This is a genomic window from Cupriavidus cauae (assembly GCF_008632125.1).
Classification (GTDB): domain Bacteria; phylum Pseudomonadota; class Gammaproteobacteria; order Burkholderiales; family Burkholderiaceae; genus Cupriavidus; species Cupriavidus cauae.
Genome location: NZ_VWRN01000054.1, coordinates 24180 through 46889 on the forward strand (window position 1 = coordinate 24180; position 22710 = coordinate 46889).

The window sequence follows — 22710 nt, forward strand, 5'->3', positions numbered from 1 at the left end:
CGCTGCGATGGCAGCGTGACATGGAAAAAGGCCGCAAGTCTGAACTGCGGCCTTTTTCTTTGGTGCGGCGGGTTCGGCCGCTGCGCCTCACGACTTCAGGAAGATCTCCTGCAGGTCGTTCAGGAAGCGCCGGCCCAGCTCGGTCGGGCGGATCACGGTCGGGTCCGGGTCCAGCAGGCCCTTGTCCGTCGCCAGCGCCAGCTCGCGCCGGATCGCATGCAGCGGCAGGCCGGTGTGGTCGTGGAACAGGCTCGCCGGCACGCCGTCGGTCAGCCGCAGCGCGTTCAGCATGAACTCGAACGGCAGCTCGGTCGCATCGACGTCGCGCGCCTCCTGTACTGCGTTGCCGGCCATCGCCTGCGCCATATAGGTGGCCGGATGCTTGTAGCGCATCTGGCGCAGCACGCGATGCGGGAACGACAGCTTGCCGTGCGCGCCCGCGCCGATGCCGAGGTAGTCGCCGAACCGCCAGTAGTTCAGGTTGTGGCGCGCCTCGCGATGCGGCTGCGCATAGGCCGAGGTCTCGTAATGGCGATACCCGGCCTCGGCGGTGCGCGCCTCGATCCAGTCCTGCATCTCGTAGGCGGTGTCGTCGTCGGGCAGCGCCGGCGGAAAGCGCGCGAACAGCGTGTTCGGCTCCAGCGTCAGGTGGTACAGCGACAGGTGCGAGGTGCGGTACGACAGCGCCGTCTCGACGTCCTGCCGGCACTGCGCCAGCGTCTGTTGGGGCAGCGCATACATCAGGTCCAGATTGACGTTGTCGAAGTGGCGCAGCGCGATGTCGATCGCGGCCCGGGCCTCGGCGCCGCCGTGGATGCGGCCCAGCGCCTGCAGGTGTTCGTCGTCGAAGCTCTGGATGCCGATCGACAGCCGGTTGATGCCGCTGGCGCGATAGCTGGCGAAGCGTTCGGCCTCGAAGGTGCCGGGGTTGGCCTCCATCGTGATCTCGGCATCGGCGTCCAGCGGCAGCAGCGCGCGGATGTCGGACAGCAGACGGTCCATGCCGGCGGCCGACAGCAGGCTCGGCGTGCCGCCGCCGATGAAGACCGTATGCACGGGGCGTCCCCAAACCAGCGGCAGCGACTGCTCGAGGTCCGCGCGCAGCGCGTCCAGGTACGCGGCCTCGGGAATCTCGCTGCCGTCGGGCGCCGCGTGCGAATTGAAGTCGCAGTACGGGCATTTGCGCACGCACCAGGGCACATGCACATACAGCGACAGCGGCGGCGAGGCCGGCAGCGAGATCTGCCCCGGCTTGAGCCACAGGCCGACGCTGTCGCCGCCCGATGCAGCAGGGGCGGGCGCGGCGGCGCCGGAAGCCGGGACGGGAACGATCGGAATCATGGCTGGCCGTGGGCGGCGGTGGGGGCGGTGGGGGCGGCCGCATCCCGGCGCAGCCGCTCGCACAGCGCCTGCAATGCCAGCGCACGATGGCTGACGCGGTTCTTCTCTTCGGCCGACAGCTCGGCGGCGGTCTTGCCCAGCGCCGGCAGCAGGAAGTACGGGTCGTAGCCGAAGCCGCCGTCGCCGCGCGGGGTGTCGACGACCTCGCCGTCCCAGCGGCCTTCCGCGATGATCGGGCACGGATCGTCGGCGTGCCGCACCAGCACCAGCACGCAGTAGTAGTGGGCGCGGCGGTTGGCCTGGCCCGCCAGTTCGGCGATCAGATGCGCGTTGTTGGCGGCATCGCTCTTCTCCTTGCCGGCCAGCTGCGCGTAGCGGGCCGAGTAGACGCCGGGCGCGCCGCCCAGCGCATCGACGCTGATGCCGGAGTCGTCGGCCAGCGCCGGCAGGCCCGACAGGCGGCTGGCATGGCGCGCCTTGGCCAGCGCGTTCTCGACGAAGGTCACGTGCGGTTCCTCGGCCTCGGGGATGCCCAGCTCTCGCTGCGGCACCACGTCGAAGCCCAGCGGTGCCAGCAGCGCGCCGAACTCGCGCAGCTTGCCCGCGTTGTTCGAGGCCAGCACCAGGCGTTGCGGCGCGCGCATCGCGATGCCCGTCGTCATGCCCGTGTTCATGTCCGCCGTCATGCCAGATCCAGCGCCTGGCGCTGCATCGTGACCAGCTGGGCGATGCCGCGCTCGGCCAGCTGCGTCATCGCGTCGAGCTGCGCGCGCGAGAACGGTACGCCCTCGGCGGTGCCCTGGACCTCGACGAAGCCGCCGCTGCCCGTCATCACCACGTTCATGTCGGTGTCGCAGGCGCTGTCCTCGGCGTAGTCGAGGTCGAGCACCGGCACGCCGTCGACCATGCCGACCGATACCGCGGCGACGAAGTCGCGGATCGGGCTTGCGGTAATCAGGCCGTCGCGCAGCATCACCGAGACGGCGTCGTGCGCGGCGACGAAGGCGCCGGTGATCGCGGCGGTGCGGGTGCCGCCATCGGCCTGCAGCACGTCGCAGTCGAGCTGCAGCGTGTATTCGCCGAGCTTGGACAGATCGAACACGGAGCGCAGCGCACGGCCGATCAGGCGCTGGATCTCCTGCGTGCGCCCCGACTGCTTGCCGCGCGCGGCCTCGCGATCCGAGCGGGTATGGGTGGCGCGCGGCAGCATGCCGTATTCGGCCGTCACCCAGCCTTCGCCGCTGCCCTTCTTGTGGGGCGGCACCTTGGCCAGCACGCTGGCGGTGCACAGCACCTTGGTGTCGCCGAAGGCGGTCAGCACCGCACCTTCGGCGTGCCGGGTGTAATGGCGGGTCAGGGTGATCGGGCGCAGCGCATCGGCCGCGCGTCCACTGGGTCGCATGGAGGCTCTCTTGGAAGGGAAATCGGGGAACAGGCGCGATTTTAACGCCGGGCGGCGCGGGACGCTGGCGGGGAGGGCGGCGCGCGGGCGGTCGGACGCCAGGTTGGGGTCCGGCGATGGAGCCGGCCACGGAGCCCGCGATGGGCGGGTATGGGCCTGGCATGGGCCTGGCATGGGTCCGCGTGGCTGCGCCATGGGTCCGCATGAGCCGGACCGGGCCCCCGCGGGGCCCGCGGGGCAAAGTTCTTTACAATACAGTGTTCATTACAGTGTTGGTCAGCCCACCTGCCGGGCCGGCCGCGATCGCCGCGCCGTGCGGTCCTCGCCGCCAGCCCCTTCAAGAGACGAATCCATGATCCATAGCATGACCGGATATGGCCTGGCGACGCGCCAGGCACCGCTGACCGACGCGCATGGCGCGCCCAGCGGCAGGACCGCCGCCGTGTCGGTCGAATTCCGCACCGTCAATTCGCGCTTCCTCGATCTGCTGTTCCGCGCGCCGGAAGAATGCCGCGCCTTCGAGCCGGCCCTGCGCGAGATGCTGATGGCCAAGTTGTCGCGCGGCAAGCTCGAGTGCCGCATCAACCTGCAGCGCACCGACGCGGGCGGCGCGGCGCTGGCGCTCAATACCGGCCTGCTGGCGCAGCTGCGCGAGCTCGAGGCCACCGTCGCGCAGACCTTCGACCAGGCCGGCACGCTGCGCATGGGCGAGATCCTGCGCTGGCCCGGCGTGCTGATCGAGCCCGAGCTGTCGCAGGACGCGCTGCGCGAAGCGGTGCTCGGCGCCGCCAAGGACGCGCTGGCGCAGCTGCTCGAAGCGCGCCGCCGCGAGGGCGATGCGCTCAAGGCCACGCTGGTGGACCGCATCGACGCGATGCTGGCGATCGTGCAGCGCCTGGCGCCCGCGGTGCCGGACCTGATCGCGCAGCACCAGGAAAAACTGACCGAGCGCCTGCAGGAGGCCTTCAACCTGGTCGCGCCGAACGGCATGCCGTCGATGTCGCGCGACGAGATCGGCGAGCGCATCCGCCAGGAGGCGACCGTCTACGGCATCCGCATCGATATCGCCGAGGAGCTGTCCCGGCTCGAGGCGCATCTGAACGAGACCCGGCATATCCTCGACAAGGGCGGCCAGGTCGGCAAGCGGCTCGACTTCATGATGCAGGAGCTGAACCGCGAGGCCAACACGCTGGGCTCGAAGGCCGCGGCCAAGGAGCTCGCCGATGCCTCGATGGAGCTCAAGCTGCTGATCGAGCAGATGCGCGAACAGATTCAAAATCTCGAATGACCAACATGAGCGACCCGACTCAGTCCCATCCTTCGTCCCAGTCTTCGCCCAACGCGCAGTCCAGCGCGCCGGCGCAATCGTCCGCGCAGGCGTCCGCGCAACCGGTGGCGCAAGCGCATACTGCGATCGACACCGTCTACCCCGGCAACCTGTTCATGGTGGTGGCCCCGTCGGGGGCGGGCAAGTCCACGCTGGTCAACGCGCTGCTGGCGCAGGACCCGTCGATCCGCCTGTCGATCTCGCACACCACGCGGCCGCCGCGTCCGGGCGAGCAGGATGGACGCGAGTACCACTTCACCACGATCGAGGCCTTCCGCGAGGCGCGCGATCGCGGCGAGTTCCTTGAATGGGCCGAGGTCCACGGCAACTACTACGCGACCTCGCGCGTCTGGATCGAGCAGCAGATGGCGCATGGCCACGACGTGCTGCTGGAGATCGACTGGCAGGGCGCGCAGCAGGTGCACAAGCGCTTCTCCAACGCGGTCGAGGTCTTCATCCTGCCGCCGTCGCTGACCGCGCTCGAGGAGCGCCTGCGCAAGCGCGGGCAGGACGAGCCCAACGTGATCGTGCGGCGCCTGCTGGCGGCCGGCAGCGAGATGGCGCATGCCTCCGAAGCCGACTACGTGATCATCAACGACGTGTTCGAGGAAGCGCTGGAAAAGCTGCGCTGCGTGGTGCGTGCCACGCGCCTGCGTTTCTCGTCGCAGAAGGCCCGGCACGCCGATCTGTTCATCGAACTCGGCATCCACTGAAACGCGAGGCCGCGGGGCCGCGGGCCACCTGCGGTAAAATGGCGGCCATCGCATAGGTTCTGTCTCAAGGTAGATTTGATATGGCGCGTATTACCGTCGAAGATTGTCTGAAACACATCCCGAACCGCTTCGAGCTCGCGCTCGCGGCGACCTACCGCGCGCGCCAGCTGGTGCAGGGGCACACGCCGAAGGTCGAGGCCAAGGACAAGCCGACCGTGGTGGCACTGCGCGAGATCGCGTCGGGCCAGGTCGGCATCGAAATGCTGAAGAAGGTGCCGACCTGATTTACGGCTGGCGGCCCGGTCTTTCAACGGCATTGCGAACTCCTCTGGAATCCCGCCCGATCGTCGCTCTGGTCGACCGGATTGCCCTGATCGCACTCGTTGCCCACGTCTGAACCACAGGCCGCCATCATGCCCTCGTCGCCGCGCTCTTCCTCGCGATCGTCGCCCAAACCGGGCAGCACGGGGGAGACGCGCGCCGCGGCGCGCACCGGCGCGCCCAACATGCCCGATCCCCTGGGCGACGACGTGGTGGGCGAGCGTGCCGTAGCGCCGGCGATGGCACCCGCCAAGAGCCGGGGCGCCAGCGTCCCCGCCACGCAGCCGCGCGAGGCCGACAGCGGCGTCGCGGTGGCCGCGGCGGCCGCACCGGCTGCCGACAGCCTCTTCATCGACGCGGTCCTCGCGCAGACGTACCGGCATTTCTTCGGGCCGACCTCGCAGCCCGCGGTGCCGCCGCGGCAGCAGGTGATCTCCATCGCCGCCCTGATGGAGAAGCTCAATTACCTGAAGCCGGCCGACCAGGCCCTCGTCCGGGAGGCCTTCCAGTTTTCCGACGAAGCCCACCTCGGGCAGTACCGGCAGAGCGGCGAGCCGTACATCACGCATCCGGTGGCGGTCGCCGAGCTGTGCGCCGAGTGGAAGCTCGATGCGCAATCGATCATGGCGGCGCTGCTGCACGACGTGATCGAGGACCAGGGCATCACCAAGAGCGAGCTGGCCGAGAAGTTCGGTCCCAAGGTCGCCGAACTGGTCGATGGCCTGACCAAGCTGGACAAGCTCGAATTCCAGAGCCGCGAGCAGGCGCAGGCGGAGAGCTTCCGCAAGATGCTGCTGGCGATGGCGCGCGACGTGCGCGTGATCCTGGTCAAGCTGGCGGACCGCACGCACAACATGCGGACGCTGGACTTCGTGCCGCCGGAGAAGCGCCGGCGCATCGCGCTGGAAACGATGGAGATCTATGCGCCGATCGCGCATCGGCTCGGCCTGAACAGCACCTATCGCGAGCTGCAGGAACTGTCGTTCAAGGTCGGCTCGCCGTTCCGCTACGCCACGCTGGAGAAGGCCGTCAGGGCCGCGCGCGGCAATCGGCGCGAGGTGGTCTCGCGCATCCTCGAGGCCGCGCAGAGCGCGCTGGCCAACGCGGGCATCGTCGCCGAGCTGTCCGGCCGCGAGAAGACGCTGTACAGCATCTACCGCAAGATGCACGACAAGCAGCTGTCGTTCTCGCAGGTGCTCGACGTGTACGGCTTTCGCGTCGTGGTCGAGACGCAGATGCACTGCTACATGGCGCTCGGCGCGCTGCATGGGCTGTACAAGCCGATGCCGGGCAAGTTCAAGGACTACATCGCGATCCCGAAGATCAACGGCTACCAGTCGCTGCATACGACGCTGGTGGGTCCCTTCGGCACGCCGGTCGAATTCCAGATCCGCACGCGCGAGATGCACCAGATCGCCGAGGCCGGCGTCGCGGCGCACTGGATGTACAAGCACCACGCCGACCAGATCAACGACATCCAGCAGCAGGCGCACCAGTGGCTGCAGTCGCTGCTCGATATCCAGAGCCAGACCGGCGATTCGCAGGAATTCCTCGAGCACGTCAAGATCGACCTGTTCCCGGACGCGGTCTATGTGTTCACGCCGAAGGGCCATATCCGCGCGCTGCCGCGCGGCGCCACGGCGCTCGACTTCGCCTATGCGGTGCACAGCGACCTGGGCAACCAGTGCGTCGCGGTCAAGATCAACAACGAGCTGCTGCCGCTGCGCACGGAGCTCAAGAGCGGCGATATCGTCGAGGTCATCACCGCCCCGTATTCGAAGCCCAATCCCGCCTGGTTGTCGTTCGTGCGTACCGGCAAGGCGCGTGCGGCGATCCGCCACTATCTGAAGACCACCAAGCTCGACGAGGCGATCCAGCTCGGCGAGCGCCTGCTGGAGCAGGCCGCGCGCCAGCTCGGCATCGACCTGAAGGCGGTGCCGCAGCCGGTGTGGGAGCGGATGATCCAGTGGACCGGCAACAAGCAGCGCGACGACATCTTCGCCGACCTGGCGCTGGGACGGCGCGTGCCGGCGGTGGTCGCCAAGCGCATGGAGATCCTGCTGCAGGAGCTGTCGGGCGACTTCGATACCGCGCTGATGGCGGCGGTGCAGACCTTCGCCAGCGAGGACGCGCCCGCGGTGCCGATCACCGGCGACGAGGGCATGTCGATGATCTTCTCGGCGTGCTGCCGGCCGATTCCCGGCGACTCGATCGTCGGGTATCTCGGCAAGGGCGAAGGGCTGCAGATCCATGTGCAGGATTGCAAGGTCGCCAAGCGGCTGCACAGCAAGGATCCGGAGCACTGGATCGAGGTCATGTGGGCGAACAAGACCACGCGCGCCTTCGATGTCTCGATCAAGGTGCTGGTGCGCAACGTCAAGGGCATCGTCGCGCGGGTGGCCGCGGACCTGACCGCCGCCGACGCCAACGTCGCGCACGTCGCGATGGAGCACCAGGACAACGGGCGGCAGGAAGCGACCTACATGCAGTTCGTGATCCAGGTCCACGACCGCCTGCACCTGGCCAACGTGATGCGGGCCCTGCGCCGCAACACCGACGTCATCCGCATCTTCCGCGACCGCAACGACGGCTGACGCGCCGCCGGCAGCGGCGAGGCGCCAGGCTTCGGGCCTCAGGCCTCGCCGCGCTTCGGATAGCGGACTTCCAGAATATCGATCTGTTCGATGCCGTTGGGCGTGCGCAGCGGCACGGTATCGCCTTCGCGGGCCTTGATCAGCGCCTTGGCGATCGGCGAGATCCAGCTGACCCGGTGCGCGTCCAGATCGACCTCGTCCATGCCGACGATGGTGATGGTGTTTTCCTCGCCGGACTGGTTGGCGTAGGTCACCGTCGCGCCGAAGAAGATCTGGTCGTTGTCGCCCTGCAGCGAGGGGTCGACCACCTCGGCCTTGTCGAGCCGGCGGGTCAGGAAGCGGATGCGGCGATCGATCTCGCGCAGGCGCTTCTTGCCATAGAGATAGTCGCCGTTCTCGGAACGATCGCCGTTCGACGCGGCCCACGAGACGATCTGCACGATCTCGGGGCGCTCGACATCGATCAGGTGCATCAGCTCGTCGCGCAGCCGCTGGTAGCCCTGCGCCGTGATGTAGTTCTTGGTGCCGGCCGGCAGCGGCGTCGCGCCTTCCGGGAGGTCGTCGTCTTCGTCGTCCGACGGTTCTTTGACAAAAGCCTTGCTCATGGTACGGATCACTTCTTGATGGGCAGACATTATAGGAACAGCGGCCGGCGAGGGTGACGCGGAAAAAGATGGTGCAGGGGGCTTCCCAAAAACAAAAAACGCGATATAATCTCTTTCTCGCGTGCGGCTGTAGCTCAGTTGGATAGAGTACTTGGCTACGAACCAAGGGGTCGTGGGTTCGAATCCTGCCAGCCGCGCCACCTACATGCAGTACGAACGGCTTGGAGAGTTCTCTCTCCAAGCCGTTTTTGTTTTGGGGTGTCGATGTCGATGTCGATGTCGATGTTGGATTCAGCGTAGATGCTTCGGTTCGGCATTGGCCCTTCACTTGGGCGTTGGCCCTTCGGCCGGGCGTCTCGGCACCTTGGCGCTCTGGCTTCTTGTCCTGGTGCTTCGGCTCCGCCATTCTCCGACAGCCACGTCAGTCTCCCTCGCATTGCGCGCACCGCATGGCCGGCCTAGCCTGAACCTGTGTACCCGAGCAATGCAGGAGGCGCGATGCATGACGACGACTGGCGTGTCGAGGACTATCGCGGCATGGACGTCTATGTGCTGGTGTCCGAGCGACCGGGCGGAGGGTCGCCGGGCTGGGCCTACGAGGTCCGCATCGGCCAGGAAGGAGGCGACCCCAGCGATGCCGGCGATGTCGAGATGATCTCCAGCGGCGACCAGGTCTTTGCGACCCGCCATGCCGCGGAGGTCGCGGCGTTCAGCGCGGGCTATGCGCGCGTGGATCGTATTCTTGGGCCGGAGTCCTGAAGCTGGCAGTCGCAGTCACGGTCACGGTCGCAGTGTGATCGTGATCGTGGTTGTGGTCGTGGTCGTGGTCGTGGTCGTGGTCGTGGTAGTCGCGGCGCGGGCGATGCCGCCGATCATGTCACGTTGTGATGGATTGGCGCTTGGCGCCCGAGATTGACGCCGACAATAATGCTTGCAATGGCGGCGCGATTGCTGCATAATGTTGTTCTTCCAGACGCGGGGTGGAGCAGTCTGGCAGCTCGTCGGGCTCATAACCCGAAGGTCGCAGGTTCAAATCCTGCCCCCGCAACCAAATTCCCGAGATGTCGCCGTGATTCACGGCAAAACGCACGATCCCCGGTCCTTGAACCAGGTACCGTGCGGACATCTCAGCGGCACGCAGTATCTCTCACGCAGTACCCCCAGTACCCCCAGTACCCCCAGTACCCCCAGTACCCCCAGTACCCCCAGTACCCCCAGTACCCCCAGTACCCCCAGTACCCCCAGTACCCCCAGTACTCCCGCAATCATCCCCTCTCCGCAGTACCGCCTTCCGCGCAGTACCGTCTTCCGCGCCCGTCTTCCGATATCCCGGCAAACTCGGATATCACCGTTTCCGCTCCGCTGGCGCCTTGCCGTGCCCGTGTTCCGCGCCTACCCCGCGGAACCGCCCGCCAGCGCCAGCGCCTGCTCGAAGGTCTCGCGTATCGCCGGCTGATCTTCGCGCTCAGCGGCTTCGGCGCGCTCGCGCAGCCGAGCGACCAGCACCTGCAGGTTGTTGCCGACCGGCGCGGTCTTGCTGGCGTCGCATTCGCTGACCGCCTCGGTCATCAACTGCTGCAGTTCCTCACCGACATCGGCGCCGTCGAACGCGCTGACCGACAGCGCCGAGATGCGCTCGAGGTAAAGGTTGACCAGCGCTTCGTCGTGTACCGGTTCGGGCATGTCCATCTCGGCCTCCGTGCTGTGGGTTGGCGGTGTGATGTCCATTCTAGTGGCGCCCCCCGGCAGGCTGCTGTCGGGACGTCGCCTACAGCGCGCCTGTCCGAGGGACGGTCCGGAGGTCATTGCGCGTCGTCAACCCTCGGGGCGGTCGCGCGCCGGAAAACCCGGCAGCGCGATGCGCGGGCGCGCGGCCTTCAGCGCGCGGGTGGGCCACAGCACGTAATTGGTATGCGGGTCGAGCGGCTTGCCGAAGTACGACACCCACACCTGCACGCCGTGCTCGGTCTCGGCGATGATCGCGGCCACCGCGCGCGCGGCCACCGACGGCGACTTCAGCAGTTCGGCCAGCGCCTCGACGCCCTGGACGACGTGGTGCTTGACTCCCTGGAACCATGCGTACTGCCGCATGGCGGACAACAAACGCTTTGTCATTGTCTGTACGTCTCCGTTGGAAATGAGAATGAGAACCACGTGTCTGACTGTGGCGCTCGCGCTTCGTTCAGCCCGAATGTCGGGCGCTTTTCTATCGCCGGCCAGGATCGATTCGTGGCGCCAGGCGATGCCCGATGCGAACGGCGCCGTCCCCCCTGCGGCCCGCCGCGGAATTGACAGCCCGGCGCCGTTTGCCTTAGCTTCGGTCGCATGGGCGGCGCGCCCCCGGCCGTCGCCGCCGGGTCCCCGAAGGGCGACCCTCATCATCCCCGCAAGGAGCTGCCGATGACCGAGGACATGCTGATGCAACTGATGGTGGAGGTCGAGAAGGAAGATCCGATCGACTATGCCAATCTGCCGTTCGACGACGGCGCGCTGCGCTCCCTGGTCTGCCGCCTGGTGGCCGAGCGCTCGCAGGCGATGGAAGCGGCCGGCATGCCGGTCGACGCGGTGCTGGCCACGATGTGGGCGTCGACCGCCAAGCTGGTCCTCGAGAACATGGTGCTGAACGCGCGCCTGCTGACCCTGCAGGGCGCGCCCGACGATGCCCGCGCGCTGATCGAGCGCATCGCCCGGCAGTCCCGCGGCAACCGCTGATTTCGCCTCTCCTGCGCCGGGCCTGCCGTTTAGGTAAACTACGGTCCTTCATACCTCATCGTGTGCCTTCGCCCGCACGGCGGCAGGCAGCCACGAGGCAGTTCAGGGAGAGTTCGAGGTGGTCAAGTGGATCATTGTCGCGGCCTATCTCGGCGCGATTCTGTATGTGCATTTCCGCGGCAAGGTGCGCCTGCGTATCTGGCGGCAGCTGCTGGATCATTCGGCGCTGGTGGCGCCGGTCAATTGCTTCATGTACGCCTTCTCGGGCGTCCCACGCACGCCGTACATCCCGGTGGAGCGCTTCCCGGAGCTGGAGAAGCTGCGCGCCGCCTGGCCCGAGATCCGCGACGAGGGGCTGGCGCTGGCCGCGATGCGCAAGATCAAGGCCGCCGAGAAGAACGACGACGCCGGCTTCAATTCCTTCTTCAAATACGGCTGGAAGCGCTTCTACCTGAAGTGGTACGAGGCGCATCACCCGTCGGCCGAGCAACTGTGCCCGCGCACGGTCGCGCTGCTGCGTGAGTTGCCGTTCGTCAAGGCCGCGATGTTCGCCGAGCTGCCGCCGGGCGGCAAGCTCAATCCCCACCGCGATCCCTTTGCCGGTTCGCTGCGCTACCACCTGGGCCTGGCGACGCCGAACGACGATCGCTGCTTCATCGAGGTCGACGGCGAGCGGCACAGCTGGCGCGATGGGCAGGGCGTGGTGTTCGACGAGACCTATCTGCACTGGGCCGAGAACCGCAGCGACCAGAACCGGCTGATCCTGTTCTGCGACATCGAGCGGCCGATGCGCTATGGCTGGGCCGGCAAGGTCAACCGCTGGCTGGGCCGCAAGGTCATGAGCGCGGCCAGTTCGCCGAACGACGAGAACGACCAGACCGGCATGATCAACAAGCTGTTCCGCATCGTCTGGCTGGGCGGGCAGTATCGCCGTCGCCTGAAGGCGTGGAACCGCCAGGTCTATTACGTGGTCAAGTTCGGCCTGATCGCCGCCGGTGTTGCGCTGATCGTGTTCCTGTAAGCCGGCAGGCTTGCAGGCCTTAAAGCCTGGAACAGCCCTGCAACAGGTCTGCAAGCAATCGCTGCAAGGACTGCACGGACGCGGTGCCCCCGGCACCGCGTTCCACCCCTCCCGCTAGCGCGGCTCCGGTCGCGCCACCCCCTGCGCCACCACCCGGGCCACCACGCCGGCCAGCTTCCGATACGCCTGTTCCAGTGCAGTCGAGCGGGGCGCGCCGATATTGATCCGCAGGCAATGGTCGAAGCGGCTCGAGTTGGAAAAGACCACGCCGGGCATCACCCGCACGCCGGCCTCGAGCGCCTGCTCGAACACCGCCTCCGACGACAGCCGGTCCGGCAATTCCACCCATAGATGCATGCCGCCCTGCGGCGCCGACAGCCGCGTGCCGGCCGGAAACAGGGCCGCGATCGTCTCGGCGGCCCAATGCCGCTGATGGCGCAGCCGCGCGCGCAGGCGCCGCAGGTGCCGGTCGACATCGCCCGATGCCATCAGTTCGGCCACGGCGATCTGCGACAGCAGCTCATTTGGCCGCGACTGGCTGAACTTCAGCATCTCGACCCGAGCCTGCCATTTGCCGGCGGCAATCCAGCCCAGCCGCATGCCGGGCGCCAGATTCTTGTGCAGCGACGCGCAGTAGATCACGTTGCCGCTGCGGTCCCACGCCTTGGCGGCGGCCAGCGGCGCATCGTCGTCGGCCAGCGTGGAGAAGCAGTCATCCTCGATCAGCGCGATGCCGCGCGCCTCGCACCATTGCACCAGCCGGGCCTTGTTCGCGTCCGGCATGATGCTGCCCTGCGGATTCTGCAGGTTCGGCACCACCACCACCGCCCGAATGTTGTCGTAGGTCTGCGCCGCCAGCTCCAGCGCTTCGAGCGACAGGCCGGTCTGCGGACTGCACGGGACTTCGAGCGCGCGCATGCCCTGACTTTCGAGGATCTGCAGCAGCCCGTAATAGGTCGGCGATTCGACCGCAATGACATCGCCCGGGCCGGCGACCGCGCGCAAGGCCAGGTTCAGCGCCTCGGTGCAGCCGTGCGTGATGGCGATCTGCTCGGGGGCCAGCGTCATGCGGGCCTGAAGTGCCTGGCGCGCCAGCGCGGCGCGCAGTGCCGGATGCCCGTCGGGCTCGACCGCGCTGCCCAGCAGATTGGGATGGCGGCGCAGCGCACGGCCGGCTGCCTGGCGCAACGCTTCGACCGGATAGAGCTCGGGCGGCGCGCAGGCGCCGGCCAGATTGACCGCGTCGGGATACCGACGGCCGCGCGCGATGATGGCCGAGATACGGGCGTGGATGCCGACGTACTGCGCGGGATCGGGCAGCGAGGCCGAGGGTTCGGCGATCGGCGTGCCCTGCGGCGCCGGCGGCCGCACGAAGTAGCCGGAGCGCGGACGCGCTTCGAGCAGCCCTTGCGCCTCCATCTCCCGGCACGCCTGCAGCGCGGTCGACAGGCTGACGCCGTGGCGCTCCATCAGGGCCCGTATCGAGGGCATCCGCTCGCCCGGCAGCAGCGTGCCCGCGGCGATGGCTTGCCGATAGTGGCCGGCGAGTTGGCGGTACAGCGGGGCGGAGTCCATGCGGCATGGTGGCGCATCCGGCCGATGCGCAACAGATACAGAAAAGTTTCGGCCGTATCGTAACAGAGCGAAGGATGGGGCTCTGTTCTGCTGTCCGTTCCGGTGCGGTGTGCCTGCCGCGCCGCGACGGCGGCCGGTACGCTGCGTTCATTCGATTGCTGCACTGACTTGCGGCACTGACCGCGCCACTGATCGCGCCACTGATCGCGCCACTGATCGCGGTACTCCCGATACCGGCCGGTCTTTACCGCTGTGTCGGTGACACGCAGACGCAGCCGAACCTGCCGAGGCCATCATGTCCATCCTCTCCCTGCTGCCCCATCCCGTCTACCTGCACCGCGCGCTGACGCTGCGCGCCGGGCAATCGTTCGCCTTCCATGCCAAAGCCGGCACCGAGCTGCATGTCACGGATGGCGACGTGGAACTGATCGAGCCGCCGCTGCTGCTGGCCGAGACGCTGCACTGGCCGCGGCGGCCGCTGCCGCCGGGCAGCGTGGTCGCGCTGTCCCGCTCCGGGTGGTTCACCCTGCGAGCGCGGCGCGATACCGCGGTGCGGCTGCGCCAGCGTGCCCGGGTATTCTCGCGGACCCGTATCGCGCGCATACTTTCCGGCTGGCGCCGCCGGCGCCTCGCGCATTGAAGCCGAGCCGACACCTTTCCCTTCGAAGTTCGTACGTCTTTCCCTGCAAGGAGTGCTGTCCCATGACGCAATTGGCCATCTCGTTCACCGATGTCGTGGAGGCGCATCGCCGCATCAGTGGCGTCGCGCACCATACGCCGGTGCTGACTTCGGCCACCGCCGACGCGCAGACCGGCGCGCGGCTGTTCTTCAAGTGCGAGAACCTGCAGCGCATGGGCGCCTTCAAGTTTCGCGGCGGCTACAACGCGATCGCGCAGCTGTCCCCCGAGCAGCGCGCCGCCGGTGTCGCGGCGTTTTCTTCGGGCAACCACGCGCAGGCGATCGCGCTGTCGGCGCGGCTGTTCGGCACCCGCGCGGTGATCGTGATGCCCAAGGACGCGCCCGCGGCCAAGATCGCCGCGACGCGCGGCTATGGCGGCGAGGTCGTGCTGTACGACCGCTATACCGAGGACCGCCAGGAAATCAGCCAACGGCTGGCCCGCGAGCAGGGGCTGACGCTGATCCCGCCGTTCGACCATCCGCACGTGATGGCCGGGCAGGGCACCGCCGCCAAGGAATTGTTCGAGCAGGCCGGCCCGCTCGACGTGCTGCTGGTGCCGCTGGGCGGCGGCGGGCTGCTGTCGGGCAGCGCAGTGGCCGCGCGGGCCATGCATCCCGGCTGCAAGATCATCGGCGTCGAGCCGGAAGCCGGCAACGACGGCCAGCAGAGCCTGCGCGCCGGACGCATCGTCGAGATCCGCACGCCGGACACCATCGCGGACGGCGCGCAGACCCAGCATCTGGGCCACTACACCTTCCCGGTGCTGCAGCAGCTGGTCGACGACATCGTCACGGTCAGCGATGCCCAGCTGGTGGAGGCGATGCGCTTCTTTGCCGGCCGCATGAAGCTGGTGGTCGAGCCCACCGGCTGCCTCGGCGCCGCCGCGGCCTTCGCGGGCAAGGCGCCGATCGCCGGCAAGCGGGTCGGCATCATCCTGTCCGGCGGCAATGTCGACATGGCGCGCTACGCCGCGCTGCTGGGGCAGGTGCCGGCGCAGGACTGACGATCTTCCGGGGCGGGGCGCGGCGGCCGCCGCAAGGGGCCGCCGCGGCCGAAAGGCTTTAGAATTGCGGTCCGGCCATCGGACCCGCCGTTCGGCCGCCGAATACATTGCCCCCCCATGCTACGCCTCAGTGAACTCAAGCTCCCCCTCGACCATTCAGAAAGTGACCTGGAGGCCGCCGTCCGTGCGCGGCTGATCGAGATCGGGGTCAAGGGCGACGGCATGGTGTCTTTCACCGTGTTCCGCCGCGCGCACGACGCGCGCAAGCGTTCCGATATCAAGCTGACCTACATCGTCGATATCGAGGTAAAGGACGAGGAGGCGGCGCGCAAGCGCATGGCCGGCAAGCCGAACTGGAGCGTGACGCCGGACATGACGTACCGCTTCGTCGCGCAGGCGCCGCAGCATGCGGCGACGCCGCGTCCGGTGGTGATCGGCATGGGCCCGTGCGGTCTGCTGGCCGGGCTGATCCTCGCGCAGATGGGCTTCCGCCCGATCATCCTGGAGCGCGGAAAGGAGGTGCGCGAGCGCACCCGCGACACCTTCGGGCTGTGGCGCAAGAGCGTGCTCAATCCCGAGTCCAACGTGCAGTTCGGCGAGGGCGGCGCCGGCACCTTCTCGGACGGCAAGCTCTACAGCCAGATCAAGGACCCGAAGCACTACGGCCGCAAGGTGCTGCACGAGTTCGTCAAGGCCGGCGCGCCGGAGGACATCCTGTTCAAGGCGCGGCCGCACATCGGCACGTTCCGGCTGGTCAAGATGGTGGAGAACATCCGCGCCGAGATCTTCGCGCTCGGCGGCGAGATCCGCTTCGGCACGCGCGTCGACGACATCGACATCGATGGCGGCCGCGTGCGCGGACTGCAGCTGTCCAATGGCGACTATCTGCCGTGCGAGCAGGTCGTGCTGGCGGTGGGCCACAGCGCGCGCGACACCTTCGAGATGCTGTACCGCCGCGGCGTGTTCATGGAGGCCAAGCCGTTCTCGCTGGGTTTCCGCATCGAACATCCGCAGGGCATGATCAACCGCAGCCGCTTCGGCAAGTTCGCCGGCAACAAGCTGCTGGGCGCGGCCGACTACAAGATCGTCCACCACTGCAGCAACGGCCGTTCGGTGTACAGCTTCTGCATGTGCCCGGGCGGCACCGTGGTGGCGGCCGCTTCCGAGCCGGGGCGTGTGGTGACCAACGGCATGAGCCAGTACAAGCGCGCCGAGCGCAATGCCAATGCCGGCATCGTCGTCGGCATCACGCCCGACGACTATCCGGGCGGACCGCTGGCCGGGATCGATTTCCAGCGCCATTGGGAGGAACGCGCCTTCGAACTGGGCGGGCGCAACTACTGCGCGCCGGGCCAGCTGGTGGGTGACTTCCTGGCGCGGCGGCCGTCGACCGCGCTCGGCACGGTCGAGCCGTCGTACAAGCCGGGTGTGACGCCGACCGATCTGAGCACCGCGCTGCCCGACTACGTGATCGAGGCGATTCGCGAGGCGCTGCCGGCCTTCGAGCGCCAGGTGCCCGGCTTCGCGATGGACGACGCCGTGCTGACCGGCGTCGAAACGCGGACCTCGTCGCCGCTGCGGATCCGCCGCAAGGACGACTACCAGAGTGTCAATGTCGCAGGCCTTTATCCGGCCGGCGAAGGCGCGGGCTACGCGGGCGGCATCTATTCCGCGGCGATCGACGGCATCGAGGTCGCCGAGGCGGTCGCGCTCGATATCGTCAGCCGGGTCGGCAAGGCGGCCTGAGCCATGTCGCCGTCGGAGCAGCAGGCGATCCTCGACGCCACGCGCCACTGGCTGACGCGCGCGGTGATCGGGCTCAATCTGTGCCCGTTCGCCAAGAGCGTCCACGTCAAGGAACAGATCCGCTACGTGGTCTGCGAGGCGGCCGATGCCGAGGCGCTGCTCGACACGCTGGAGGCCGAACTGAAGGGGCTGGCGCAGGCCGATCCCGCGCGCATCGATACCACGCTGCTGGTCGTCCCCCGGATGCTGGCGGACTTTGCGGACTACAACGATTTCCTCTATCTGGCCGAACGCCTGCTTGACAGCCTCGGGCTGGCCGGCGTGCTGCAGATCGCCAGCTTCCACCCGCAATACCAGTTCGCCGGCACCGACGCCGACGATATCGAGAACTACACCAACCGCGCGCCGTATCCGATCCTGCATCTGCTGCGCGAAGACAGCATCGCGCGCGCAGTCGAAGCCTTTCCCGACGCGGCGGACATCTACGAGCGCAACGAGGAAACCATGCGCCGGCTCGGCCACGAAGGCTGGCGGCGCTGGATGGCGGGCGACGAACCGCAGTAGGTGCGACGCGGCAGGTGCGGCGCAATGTGTGACGCAACAACTGCGACACAGTAGGCGCGATGCCCAGATCCCACATGCGGGTGAGCGCGCCCCGGTGAATCTCAGGCGGGCGTGAAGAACCGCTCGCGCATTTCCTCCAGCCCCAGCGTTTCGAGGACGTGGGCCAGCCGCTCGGCGGGCCGCCGGCGCGGCAGGTCCTTGTACTGGGCGACGATCAGCTCGTTCTTCATCGAGTGTTCCCACCCGACCAGCTCGGTCACCGTGACCTGATAGCCGTGCGCTTCCAGCTGGAGGCAGCGCAGCACGTTGGTGACCTGGCTGCCGAATTCGCGCGTATGCAGCGGATGGCGCCAGATCTCGGTCAGCGGATTGCCCAGCGTCTTCGACTTGTTCCTGCGCAGCACGGCGGCGACCTCGGCCTGGCAGCAGGGCACCACCACGATGTATTTGGCGCGCTTGGTCAGCGCGAAGCGGATCGCGTCGTCGGTCGCGGTATTGCAGGCATGCAGCGCCGTGACCATGTCGACCGTGGCGGGCAGCCGCTCCGAGGTGATCGACTCCGCCACCGACAGGTTCAGGAACGACATGCCCGGAAAACCGAGCCGCTCGGCGAGCGCGGTGGACGAGCGCACCAGTTCCTCGCGGGTCTCGATGCCGTAGATATGCGAGCGGTCCTGCTGCGTCTTGAAAAACAGATCGTAGAGGATGAAGCCGAGATACGACTTGCCGGCGCCATGGTCGACCAGCGTCAGGTCGGCATGGTCGCGCTTGAGGTCCTGCAGCAGCGGCTCGATGAACTGATAGAGGTGGTAGACCTGCTTCAGCTTGCGGCGGCTGTCCTGGTTCATCTTGCCGTCGCGGGTCAGGATATGAAGTTCCTTGAGCAGCTCGATCGACTGGCCGGGACGGATTTCGTGGGTGTTCGACATGGGATACGGCGGGGTTGGCCCGGGTCCTGAAGCGCCGCGTCTGGGGAGCGGCGAGGGCCCGGGCGGGCAGGGCGACAGTTTACCGGAAGGCGTCCCGAAAAAATTTTCCTAAAGTTTTGCCGAAATCCGCCGTAGGTGACGGACAGGCGGCATGCCGACTCGGGTGCCGCCCCGACAACAACGATAAATCAAAGGCAGACGGCTGGAGGACGCGATGGGCGACGTAGCAGCTTCGGTTGTACGGGTGTGGGTGGAGAACACGGACAAGTCCGTGCGGGCGCGGTACGAGCCGCCGGCGGAGGCCGATAGGGCCGATAGGGCCGATGGGGCCGATGGGGCCGGGGGGCCGCCCGATCGCGCTGCCTTGATGGCGGCCCTCGAGGCCCAAGGCTGGGCGCAAGCGAAGCTCGATGAGCAGGCTATCGCGGCCTTCCTGCTGACCTGCCATCGCGATGGCGTGCCGGCCGAGGCGGTGATCGGCGAGCTGGTCGACGGCTATTTCGAGATCGACATCGATGCCGATTCGCTGACGGTGCGGCTGACGCTATGGCCGCCGGAGGGCGGCCGCGCGGTGCAGCCCAACGACGTCCGTATCGTGCTGGCGGGGCGCGGCATCAAGCTGCCCGTCGACGAGCCGGCGCTGGCCGAGGCCTTCGCCGCGGGGCGTTGCGACGATCTGCCGATCGTGCACGGCACGGCGCCGACGCGCGGCACGCCGGCGCGCTTCATCAACCTGCTCGAGCCGCGCCGCGGCGGCGCCGAGGACGACCGCGCCCGCATCGATCTGCGCGACCTCGGCAACCTGTTGCTGGTGCAGCCCGGCACGCATCTGATGCGGCGTATCCCGGCGGTGCCGGGCACCGCGGGGCAGGACGTGTTCGGCCGTGTGTTGCCGGCTCCCGAGGTCGCCGACACGCCGTTCGCCGAACGCCTGAACGGCGTGGCCCAGGACGCAAACGACCCCAATCTGCTGGTGGCGACGGTGGCGGGCTTGCCGTCGGTGCGCGCGCGCGGCGTCAGCGTCAACCCGGTCGTCGCCGTGGACGCGGTCGACATGCACTCCGGCAACATTGCGTTCGAAGGCACGCTGCGCGTCAGCGGCGATATCAAGACCGGCATGTCGGTGCGCGTGGCCGGCGACGTGATCGTCGGCGGCACCATCGAGGCCGCCCATGTCGAGGCAGGCGGCAATGTGGTCGTCAGCGGCGGCATCATCGGCAAGTCCGAGGGACCCCACGATCCGGCCAGCGCCGTCGCGCGGATCCAGTGCAAGGGATCGGTGCATGCCCGCTTCATCGAAAACGCCGTGGTCGAAGCCGGCACCACGGTCACCGTCGACAGCGGCATTCGCCAGAGCGATGTCGCCGCGGGCGAGACCATCACTGCGGGCGATCCAGCGGTCGGCAGCGGCAATATCACCGGCGGCCGCTGCCGCGCCTGGCATGCGGTGCGCACCGGCACGCTCGGCGCGCCGGCCGGCACCGCCACCGCCATCCACGTCGGCCTGAACCCCTATGCCGACGCCGAAAAGGCCGCGCTCGAGGCGGACAAGCGCCGGCAGGAACAGGAGCAGGCCAAGATCCAGCAACTGATGGCCTTCTTCGCCAAGAACCCCGAGCGCGCCACGCCGGAACTGCGCGAGAAGGCGCGGGCCACCCTGTTCAAGTACACGCGCGACATGCTCGACACCGACGCCCATCTGGCCAGGCTGACCGAGCAGCTGCACCCGCGCCCGGACGCCGCCGTGGTGGTCGGCAAGAAGGTGCACGGCGGGGTCAGCGTCACCATCGGCCAGAAGGCCATGCGCGTGATGGAGGACATGCCGAAGGTGGAACTTCGGCTGGTCGGCGAGGGGATCGGGGTGGTGCGGGAATAAAAAAAACGGCGCCGCGGCGCCGTTTTTCATCGAGTGGATGCGCTTTCCGCGCTTCCCTTATTGCAGCGACGTTGCCGTCTGCACGTAGTGTCGGATATGGCCGGCCGGCTCGATGCCGGCATAGCTGTAGTTGAACTCGCACTTGACCGCGCGGCCAAGTTCGGTAGCCCACCAGCAGCGGTAGTCCATCCGATAGGCAGCATTGCCGGTGATGCCGTTGGACAGGGTGCCGTCGTTCGAATTGGTGAAGGCCACGTCATACTTGATGCGCAGCGTATCGAACGTATCGCTACCGACTGCGACTTGCTCGAAGGCTTCCACATTGGCTTGCAAGGCAGCGGTTTCGTGATACGCGCCACACTGATACTGCCAGCCCGACGTCCAGGTCTTGCCGACGAACATCGGGTATTGGAAATGTTCGCGCTTCGGCGTGAACGTGCAGGTCTGGGTTGGATTGCTTGCCCGAATGCGGGCCGTACGGTTGCGGTCGGCGTCGTTGAGGAAGGTGTCGGTCAGCGTGCCGTCGATGCGATAGCGGTTCATCGTGAATCCACCCTGTGCATCGACCGCGTCCGTCGTATCCCGATAGGTGACGTCGATCGGGGATCCGTCGACAGTCGTTCCCTGTTCGCGCCAGAAGGTGGTTTCACCGACCTTGGCCGCCACCCGCGCATAGCGGTGCGGCGGCACCTCGATACGGATCGTCGCAAGCCTGGTCGCATCTGCAGCGGACTTGGCCACCAGCGTCACCGTGCCGCCTTCCGGGCTGATCAGCACGGCATCCCACACGGCGCTGTTCTGGCTCTTGGGCTGGATCGTGGTCTTTTCCATGCTGGCCGTCCACGTCACGCCGTTACTGGCGCTCAGACGCACTTCCTGGCCCGACTCGATATTGAGCGTCGTGGTGCCACCATCCTTCAGCGCAAAACCACTGACCGGCGTGCCGTCCAGGCTGGCCGACAGCTGGAAGCCCGTGTCGTTGCCGCCATCATCCCCACCGCCGCCGCATCCGCTCAGCACCATTGCCGCGAATACCGTTGCGGTAAATCCCGTCCAATTTCTCATCTCTTTTCCTTGTTATTCACCGTTGTTTTTATCGGCCGAAGCCGCGCGGGATATTAACAAGGCGTTCCCCAAAAGTGGGGGCCGCAAAGTGGGGTTGACCGGCGAAAGGTAGATGGGATAGGGGCGCCGCGCTTCCAACAAAACAGGTGCCCGGGGCACGGCTCCTAGGCCATCGGCCGCCAACGCCGATTCCGATTGATGGACGCGCAATGACCATCATTCAACGCCGCAAGAGCGCGCCGCAACCATCGCGCTTCGTCCAGCGTTACCGGATAGCGCTGTTCCACGTCGTCGATCGAGCCGAGGTCGAAATAACTTCGCAGCGTTTCGCCGTGGATCGTGACGCCCCAGCTGTCCATTTGCCGCAGGTCGGCGACGCGGAGCGTGACGAAGGCATCGGGATCGTTCGAGCCGGCGCTGCCAATCGCCTGGTCCAATCGCATCGCCATCGCGCGCACTGCGGTGCAATCCGGCGGGCCGTTGTCGTCCGCGCCGTGTTTGGGCATTGCCGCGACGTTCTGCGAGGGCGGGGCTTCGGGCATGGATGCAAAGGCAAATACCTGTGGCCGACGGTGAGGGGTGATCGGATTCATGACGAGCTCGAGCGGATGGAGGAGGTTCGAGCTTATCCGGCGCCAGCGCGGTTGGCGTTGAGCGGATTCCGAAAGGCGGGGCAATCAGGAGGGCCCTTTGAATCGGCGTCCCGTCAGCGACCGCACAACTTCCTGCAGATGCGGGTCAACTCGTCCAACTCGCGGGGCGAAAGGCTCGACATTTCCGCTGGAGGACGGTGGTAGGCCGCCATCAACACGGTCTTGGTCTCGAGGCCCTTCTTCGTCGCGCGGACGAGTTTTACGCGACGGTCGTCAGGCGAAGGAATGCGCTCGGCCAGTTCCGCACGCTCCAACCGGTCGACCAGCCAGGTGGCGGTCGATGGATCGCATCCCCATTCGCGGGCAAGCACGCCGATGGGTCTTCCGTCTTCATCCAGTGAAAACAACGCGCGGGAATCGTTCGGCGTAAGCCCGTGCTCCTGCTGAGTCCGCAAGCGCTGCGGCGCGGAGCGCATCAGGAACTCAAACATCGAGCGCCACGCCTCGGCTGCGCGTTCGCCGCTGCTGTCGGGGGATTTCGTCATGCTGCCCTGTCGTTTGGCGGAGGTTGACATATTTTGATTGGTCAAATATTTTTGTCAATGAAAGTTTTGCGCGGAGGCCTTCGCGCGCGTCAACCAGG

At 67.4% G+C, this 22710-nt stretch carries 24 protein-coding genes and 2 tRNA genes; 14 read left to right on the plus strand and 12 right to left on the minus strand.

The features are described from left to right. Nucleotides 1–87: 87 nt before the first annotated feature. The 3 genes from hemW to rph are packed head-to-tail and all read right to left on the minus strand — an operon-like array spanning nucleotide 88 to nucleotide 2743. Nucleotides 88–1341 carry a radical SAM family heme chaperone HemW gene (hemW, locus tag F1599_RS21855; protein ID WP_150084566.1) on the minus strand — a complete coding sequence of 418 codons (1254 nt, stop codon included), beginning with the start codon at nucleotides 1339–1341 and terminating at the stop codon, nucleotides 88–90. Then, the gene (gene rdgB, locus F1599_RS21860; protein WP_223819812.1) at nucleotides 1338–2027 is read right to left on the minus strand and encodes an RdgB/HAM1 family non-canonical purine NTP pyrophosphatase; all 690 of its coding nucleotides are present in this window, start codon (nucleotides 2025–2027) and stop codon (nucleotides 1338–1340) included. The genes hemW and rdgB overlap by 4 nt, the downstream gene beginning before the upstream one ends. Further along, entirely contained in the window at nucleotides 2024–2743 is a 720-nt protein-coding gene (gene rph, locus F1599_RS21865; protein WP_149317956.1) for a ribonuclease PH, read from the minus strand. Before rph ends, rdgB begins: the two co-directional genes overlap by 4 nt. A 352-nt stretch (nucleotides 2744–3095) precedes the next feature. Here rph and F1599_RS21870 point away from each other — a divergent pair, with 352 nt between their 5' ends. The 3 genes from F1599_RS21870 (at nucleotide 3096) to rpoZ (ending at nucleotide 5067) form a co-directional block, all read left to right on the plus strand. Next, nucleotides 3096–4031 (plus strand): YicC/YloC family endoribonuclease, encoded by a 936-nt coding sequence (locus tag F1599_RS21870; protein ID WP_149317957.1) that lies wholly within the window; start codon nucleotides 3096–3098, stop codon nucleotides 4029–4031. Between the two features lie 155 nt (nucleotides 4032–4186). Continuing rightward, on the plus strand, nucleotides 4187–4783 hold the full coding sequence (gmk, locus tag F1599_RS21875) for a guanylate kinase (protein ID WP_187829170.1): 597 nt from the start codon (nucleotides 4187–4189) through the stop codon (nucleotides 4781–4783). 80 nt (nucleotides 4784–4863) lie between these two features. Further along, on the plus strand, nucleotides 4864–5067 hold the full coding sequence (gene rpoZ / locus F1599_RS21880; protein WP_006578656.1) for a DNA-directed RNA polymerase subunit omega: 204 nt from the start codon (nucleotides 4864–4866) through the stop codon (nucleotides 5065–5067). A gap of 23 nt (nucleotides 5068–5090) precedes the next feature. Here rpoZ and F1599_RS21885 read toward each other — a convergent pair whose 3' ends face one another. Beyond that, on the minus strand, nucleotides 5091–5291 hold the full coding sequence (locus F1599_RS21885; protein WP_149317958.1) for a hypothetical protein: 201 nt from the start codon (nucleotides 5289–5291) through the stop codon (nucleotides 5091–5093). On the opposite strand from F1599_RS21885, the gene F1599_RS21890 reads away from it, so the two are divergent. Next, on the plus strand, nucleotides 5290–7698 hold the full coding sequence (locus tag F1599_RS21890) for a RelA/SpoT family protein (protein WP_149317959.1): 2409 nt from the start codon (nucleotides 5290–5292) through the stop codon (nucleotides 7696–7698). The genes F1599_RS21885 and F1599_RS21890 overlap by 2 nt on opposite strands. Before the next feature lie 38 nt (nucleotides 7699–7736). On the opposite strand, the gene greB is transcribed toward F1599_RS21890, so the two are convergent. Further along, complete coding sequence (greB, locus tag F1599_RS21895; RefSeq protein ID WP_187829164.1) at nucleotides 7737–8303, minus strand: transcription elongation factor GreB; 567 nt, start codon at nucleotides 8301–8303, stop codon at nucleotides 7737–7739. Between the two features lie 123 nt (nucleotides 8304–8426). Here greB and F1599_RS21900 point away from each other — a divergent pair. From F1599_RS21900 to F1599_RS21910, 3 genes are all read left to right on the plus strand, one after another. After that, nucleotides 8427–8503 (plus strand) — tRNA-Arg (locus tag F1599_RS21900). A 298-nt stretch (nucleotides 8504–8801) separates the two neighbouring features. Continuing rightward, the gene (locus F1599_RS21905; RefSeq protein ID WP_150084568.1) at nucleotides 8802–9062 is read left to right on the plus strand and encodes a hypothetical protein; all 261 of its coding nucleotides are present in this window, start codon (nucleotides 8802–8804) and stop codon (nucleotides 9060–9062) included. 215 nt (nucleotides 9063–9277) lie between these two features. Next, nucleotides 9278–9354: transfer RNA gene (locus F1599_RS21910), tRNA-Met, on the plus strand. A 341-nt stretch (nucleotides 9355–9695) separates the two neighbouring features. Here F1599_RS21910 and F1599_RS21920 read toward each other — a convergent pair. Together F1599_RS21920 and F1599_RS21925 are read right to left on the minus strand one after the other, a co-directional pair. Further along, a complete protein-coding gene (locus F1599_RS21920; protein WP_149317962.1) occupies nucleotides 9696–9986 on the minus strand; it encodes a hypothetical protein in 291 nt (96 codons plus the stop codon). Nucleotides 9987–10118: 132 nt separating this feature from the next. Then, nucleotides 10119–10418, minus strand: coding sequence for a hypothetical protein (locus F1599_RS21925; RefSeq protein WP_149317963.1), 300 nt, complete (start codon nucleotides 10416–10418; stop codon nucleotides 10119–10121). Between the two features lie 285 nt (nucleotides 10419–10703). Here F1599_RS21925 and F1599_RS21930 point away from each other — a divergent pair, with 285 nt between their 5' ends. Next, nucleotides 10704–11015 (plus strand): hypothetical protein, encoded by a 312-nt coding sequence (locus F1599_RS21930; protein ID WP_149317964.1) that lies wholly within the window; start codon nucleotides 10704–10706, stop codon nucleotides 11013–11015. A gap of 118 nt (nucleotides 11016–11133) precedes the next feature. After that, on the plus strand, nucleotides 11134–12036 hold the full coding sequence (gene lpxO, locus F1599_RS21935; RefSeq protein ID WP_149317965.1) for a lipid A hydroxylase LpxO: 903 nt from the start codon (nucleotides 11134–11136) through the stop codon (nucleotides 12034–12036). A 114-nt stretch (nucleotides 12037–12150) separates the two neighbouring features. Here the strand turns inward: lpxO and F1599_RS21940 are convergent, their stop codons facing one another. Then, the gene (locus F1599_RS21940; RefSeq protein WP_150084572.1) at nucleotides 12151–13611 is read right to left on the minus strand and encodes an aminotransferase-like domain-containing protein; all 1461 of its coding nucleotides are present in this window, start codon (nucleotides 13609–13611) and stop codon (nucleotides 12151–12153) included. Between the two features lie 295 nt (nucleotides 13612–13906). Here F1599_RS21940 and F1599_RS26005 point away from each other — a divergent pair, with 295 nt between their 5' ends. From F1599_RS26005 to F1599_RS21960, 4 genes are all read left to right on the plus strand, one after another. Further along, nucleotides 13907–14251 carry a hypothetical protein gene (locus F1599_RS26005; protein ID WP_190286429.1) on the plus strand — a complete coding sequence of 115 codons (345 nt, stop codon included), beginning with the start codon at nucleotides 13907–13909 and terminating at the stop codon, nucleotides 14249–14251. A 62-nt stretch (nucleotides 14252–14313) separates the two neighbouring features. Next, nucleotides 14314–15294 carry a threo-3-hydroxy-L-aspartate ammonia-lyase gene (locus F1599_RS21950; protein WP_149317968.1) on the plus strand — a complete coding sequence of 327 codons (981 nt, stop codon included), beginning with the start codon at nucleotides 14314–14316 and terminating at the stop codon, nucleotides 15292–15294. Nucleotides 15295–15411: 117 nt separating this feature from the next. Then, on the plus strand, nucleotides 15412–17040 hold the full coding sequence (locus tag F1599_RS21955; protein WP_149317969.1) for an NAD(P)/FAD-dependent oxidoreductase: 1629 nt from the start codon (nucleotides 15412–15414) through the stop codon (nucleotides 17038–17040). A 3-nt stretch (nucleotides 17041–17043) separates the two neighbouring features. Then, on the plus strand, nucleotides 17044–17604 hold the full coding sequence (locus tag F1599_RS21960) for a DUF1415 domain-containing protein (RefSeq protein ID WP_150084576.1): 561 nt from the start codon (nucleotides 17044–17046) through the stop codon (nucleotides 17602–17604). A 101-nt stretch (nucleotides 17605–17705) separates the two neighbouring features. On the opposite strand, the gene F1599_RS21965 is transcribed toward F1599_RS21960, so the two are convergent. Continuing rightward, nucleotides 17706–18533: a class I SAM-dependent methyltransferase gene (locus tag F1599_RS21965; protein ID WP_149317971.1), complete on the minus strand. Its 828-nt coding sequence runs from the start codon at nucleotides 18531–18533 to the stop codon at nucleotides 17706–17708. 367 nt (nucleotides 18534–18900) lie between these two features. Between F1599_RS21965 and F1599_RS21970 the strand changes: the two genes are divergently transcribed. Beyond that, on the plus strand, nucleotides 18901–20409 hold the full coding sequence (locus F1599_RS21970; RefSeq protein WP_223819813.1) for a DUF342 domain-containing protein: 1509 nt from the start codon (nucleotides 18901–18903) through the stop codon (nucleotides 20407–20409). Nucleotides 20410–20466: 57 nt separating this feature from the next. On the opposite strand, the gene F1599_RS21975 is transcribed toward F1599_RS21970, so the two are convergent. The 3 genes from F1599_RS21975 to F1599_RS21985 form a co-directional block, all read right to left on the minus strand. Further along, a complete protein-coding gene (locus F1599_RS21975) occupies nucleotides 20467–21474 on the minus strand; it encodes a hypothetical protein (RefSeq protein ID WP_150084578.1) in 1008 nt (335 codons plus the stop codon). Between the two features lie 164 nt (nucleotides 21475–21638). Continuing rightward, a complete protein-coding gene (locus F1599_RS21980; protein ID WP_150084580.1) occupies nucleotides 21639–22067 on the minus strand; it encodes a hypothetical protein in 429 nt (142 codons plus the stop codon). A gap of 113 nt (nucleotides 22068–22180) precedes the next feature. Beyond that, nucleotides 22181–22612 carry a MarR family winged helix-turn-helix transcriptional regulator gene (locus F1599_RS21985; RefSeq protein WP_149317974.1) on the minus strand — a complete coding sequence of 144 codons (432 nt, stop codon included), beginning with the start codon at nucleotides 22610–22612 and terminating at the stop codon, nucleotides 22181–22183. Nucleotides 22613–22710: the final 98 nt, after the last annotated feature.

Coding starts and splice junctions, on each gene's coding strand:
- F1599_RS21940 (WP_150084572.1), bottom strand. CDS start 13,611: ATGGACTCCGCCCCGCTGTACCGCCAACTCGCCGGCCACTATCGGCAA.
- gmk (WP_187829170.1), top strand. CDS start 4,187: ATGGTGGTGGCCCCGTCGGGGGCGGGCAAGTCCACGCTGGTCAACGCG.
- F1599_RS21985 (WP_149317974.1), bottom strand. CDS start 22,612: ATGACGAAATCCCCCGACAGCAGCGGCGAACGCGCAGCCGAGGCGTGG.
- rdgB (WP_223819812.1), bottom strand. CDS start 2,027: ATGACGGCGGACATGAACACGGGCATGACGACGGGCATCGCGATGCGC.
- F1599_RS21905 (WP_150084568.1), top strand. CDS start 8,802: ATGCATGACGACGACTGGCGTGTCGAGGACTATCGCGGCATGGACGTC.
- F1599_RS21930 (WP_149317964.1), top strand. CDS start 10,704: ATGACCGAGGACATGCTGATGCAACTGATGGTGGAGGTCGAGAAGGAA.
- F1599_RS21925 (WP_149317963.1), bottom strand. CDS start 10,418: ATGACAAAGCGTTTGTTGTCCGCCATGCGGCAGTACGCATGGTTCCAG.
- F1599_RS21920 (WP_149317962.1), bottom strand. CDS start 9,986: ATGCCCGAACCGGTACACGACGAAGCGCTGGTCAACCTTTACCTCGAG.
- F1599_RS21980 (WP_150084580.1), bottom strand. CDS start 22,067: ATGAATCCGATCACCCCTCACCGTCGGCCACAGGTATTTGCCTTTGCA.
- F1599_RS21885 (WP_149317958.1), bottom strand. CDS start 5,291: ATGTTGGGCGCGCCGGTGCGCGCCGCGGCGCGCGTCTCCCCCGTGCTG.
- F1599_RS21950 (WP_149317968.1), top strand. CDS start 14,314: ATGACGCAATTGGCCATCTCGTTCACCGATGTCGTGGAGGCGCATCGC.
- F1599_RS21960 (WP_150084576.1), top strand. CDS start 17,044: ATGTCGCCGTCGGAGCAGCAGGCGATCCTCGACGCCACGCGCCACTGG.
- F1599_RS21890 (WP_149317959.1), top strand. CDS start 5,290: ATGCCCGATCCCCTGGGCGACGACGTGGTGGGCGAGCGTGCCGTAGCG.
- F1599_RS21975 (WP_150084578.1), bottom strand. CDS start 21,474: ATGAGAAATTGGACGGGATTTACCGCAACGGTATTCGCGGCAATGGTG.
- F1599_RS21870 (WP_149317957.1), top strand. CDS start 3,096: ATGATCCATAGCATGACCGGATATGGCCTGGCGACGCGCCAGGCACCG.
- greB (WP_187829164.1), bottom strand. CDS start 8,303: ATGAGCAAGGCTTTTGTCAAAGAACCGTCGGACGACGAAGACGACGAC.
- F1599_RS21965 (WP_149317971.1), bottom strand. CDS start 18,533: ATGTCGAACACCCACGAAATCCGTCCCGGCCAGTCGATCGAGCTGCTC.
- rpoZ (WP_006578656.1), top strand. CDS start 4,864: ATGGCGCGTATTACCGTCGAAGATTGTCTGAAACACATCCCGAACCGC.
- F1599_RS21955 (WP_149317969.1), top strand. CDS start 15,412: ATGCTACGCCTCAGTGAACTCAAGCTCCCCCTCGACCATTCAGAAAGT.
- F1599_RS26005 (WP_190286429.1), top strand. CDS start 13,907: ATGTCCATCCTCTCCCTGCTGCCCCATCCCGTCTACCTGCACCGCGCG.
- hemW (WP_150084566.1), bottom strand. CDS start 1,341: ATGATTCCGATCGTTCCCGTCCCGGCTTCCGGCGCCGCCGCGCCCGCC.
- F1599_RS21970 (WP_223819813.1), top strand. CDS start 18,901: ATGGCGGCCCTCGAGGCCCAAGGCTGGGCGCAAGCGAAGCTCGATGAG.
- rph (WP_149317956.1), bottom strand. CDS start 2,743: ATGCGACCCAGTGGACGCGCGGCCGATGCGCTGCGCCCGATCACCCTG.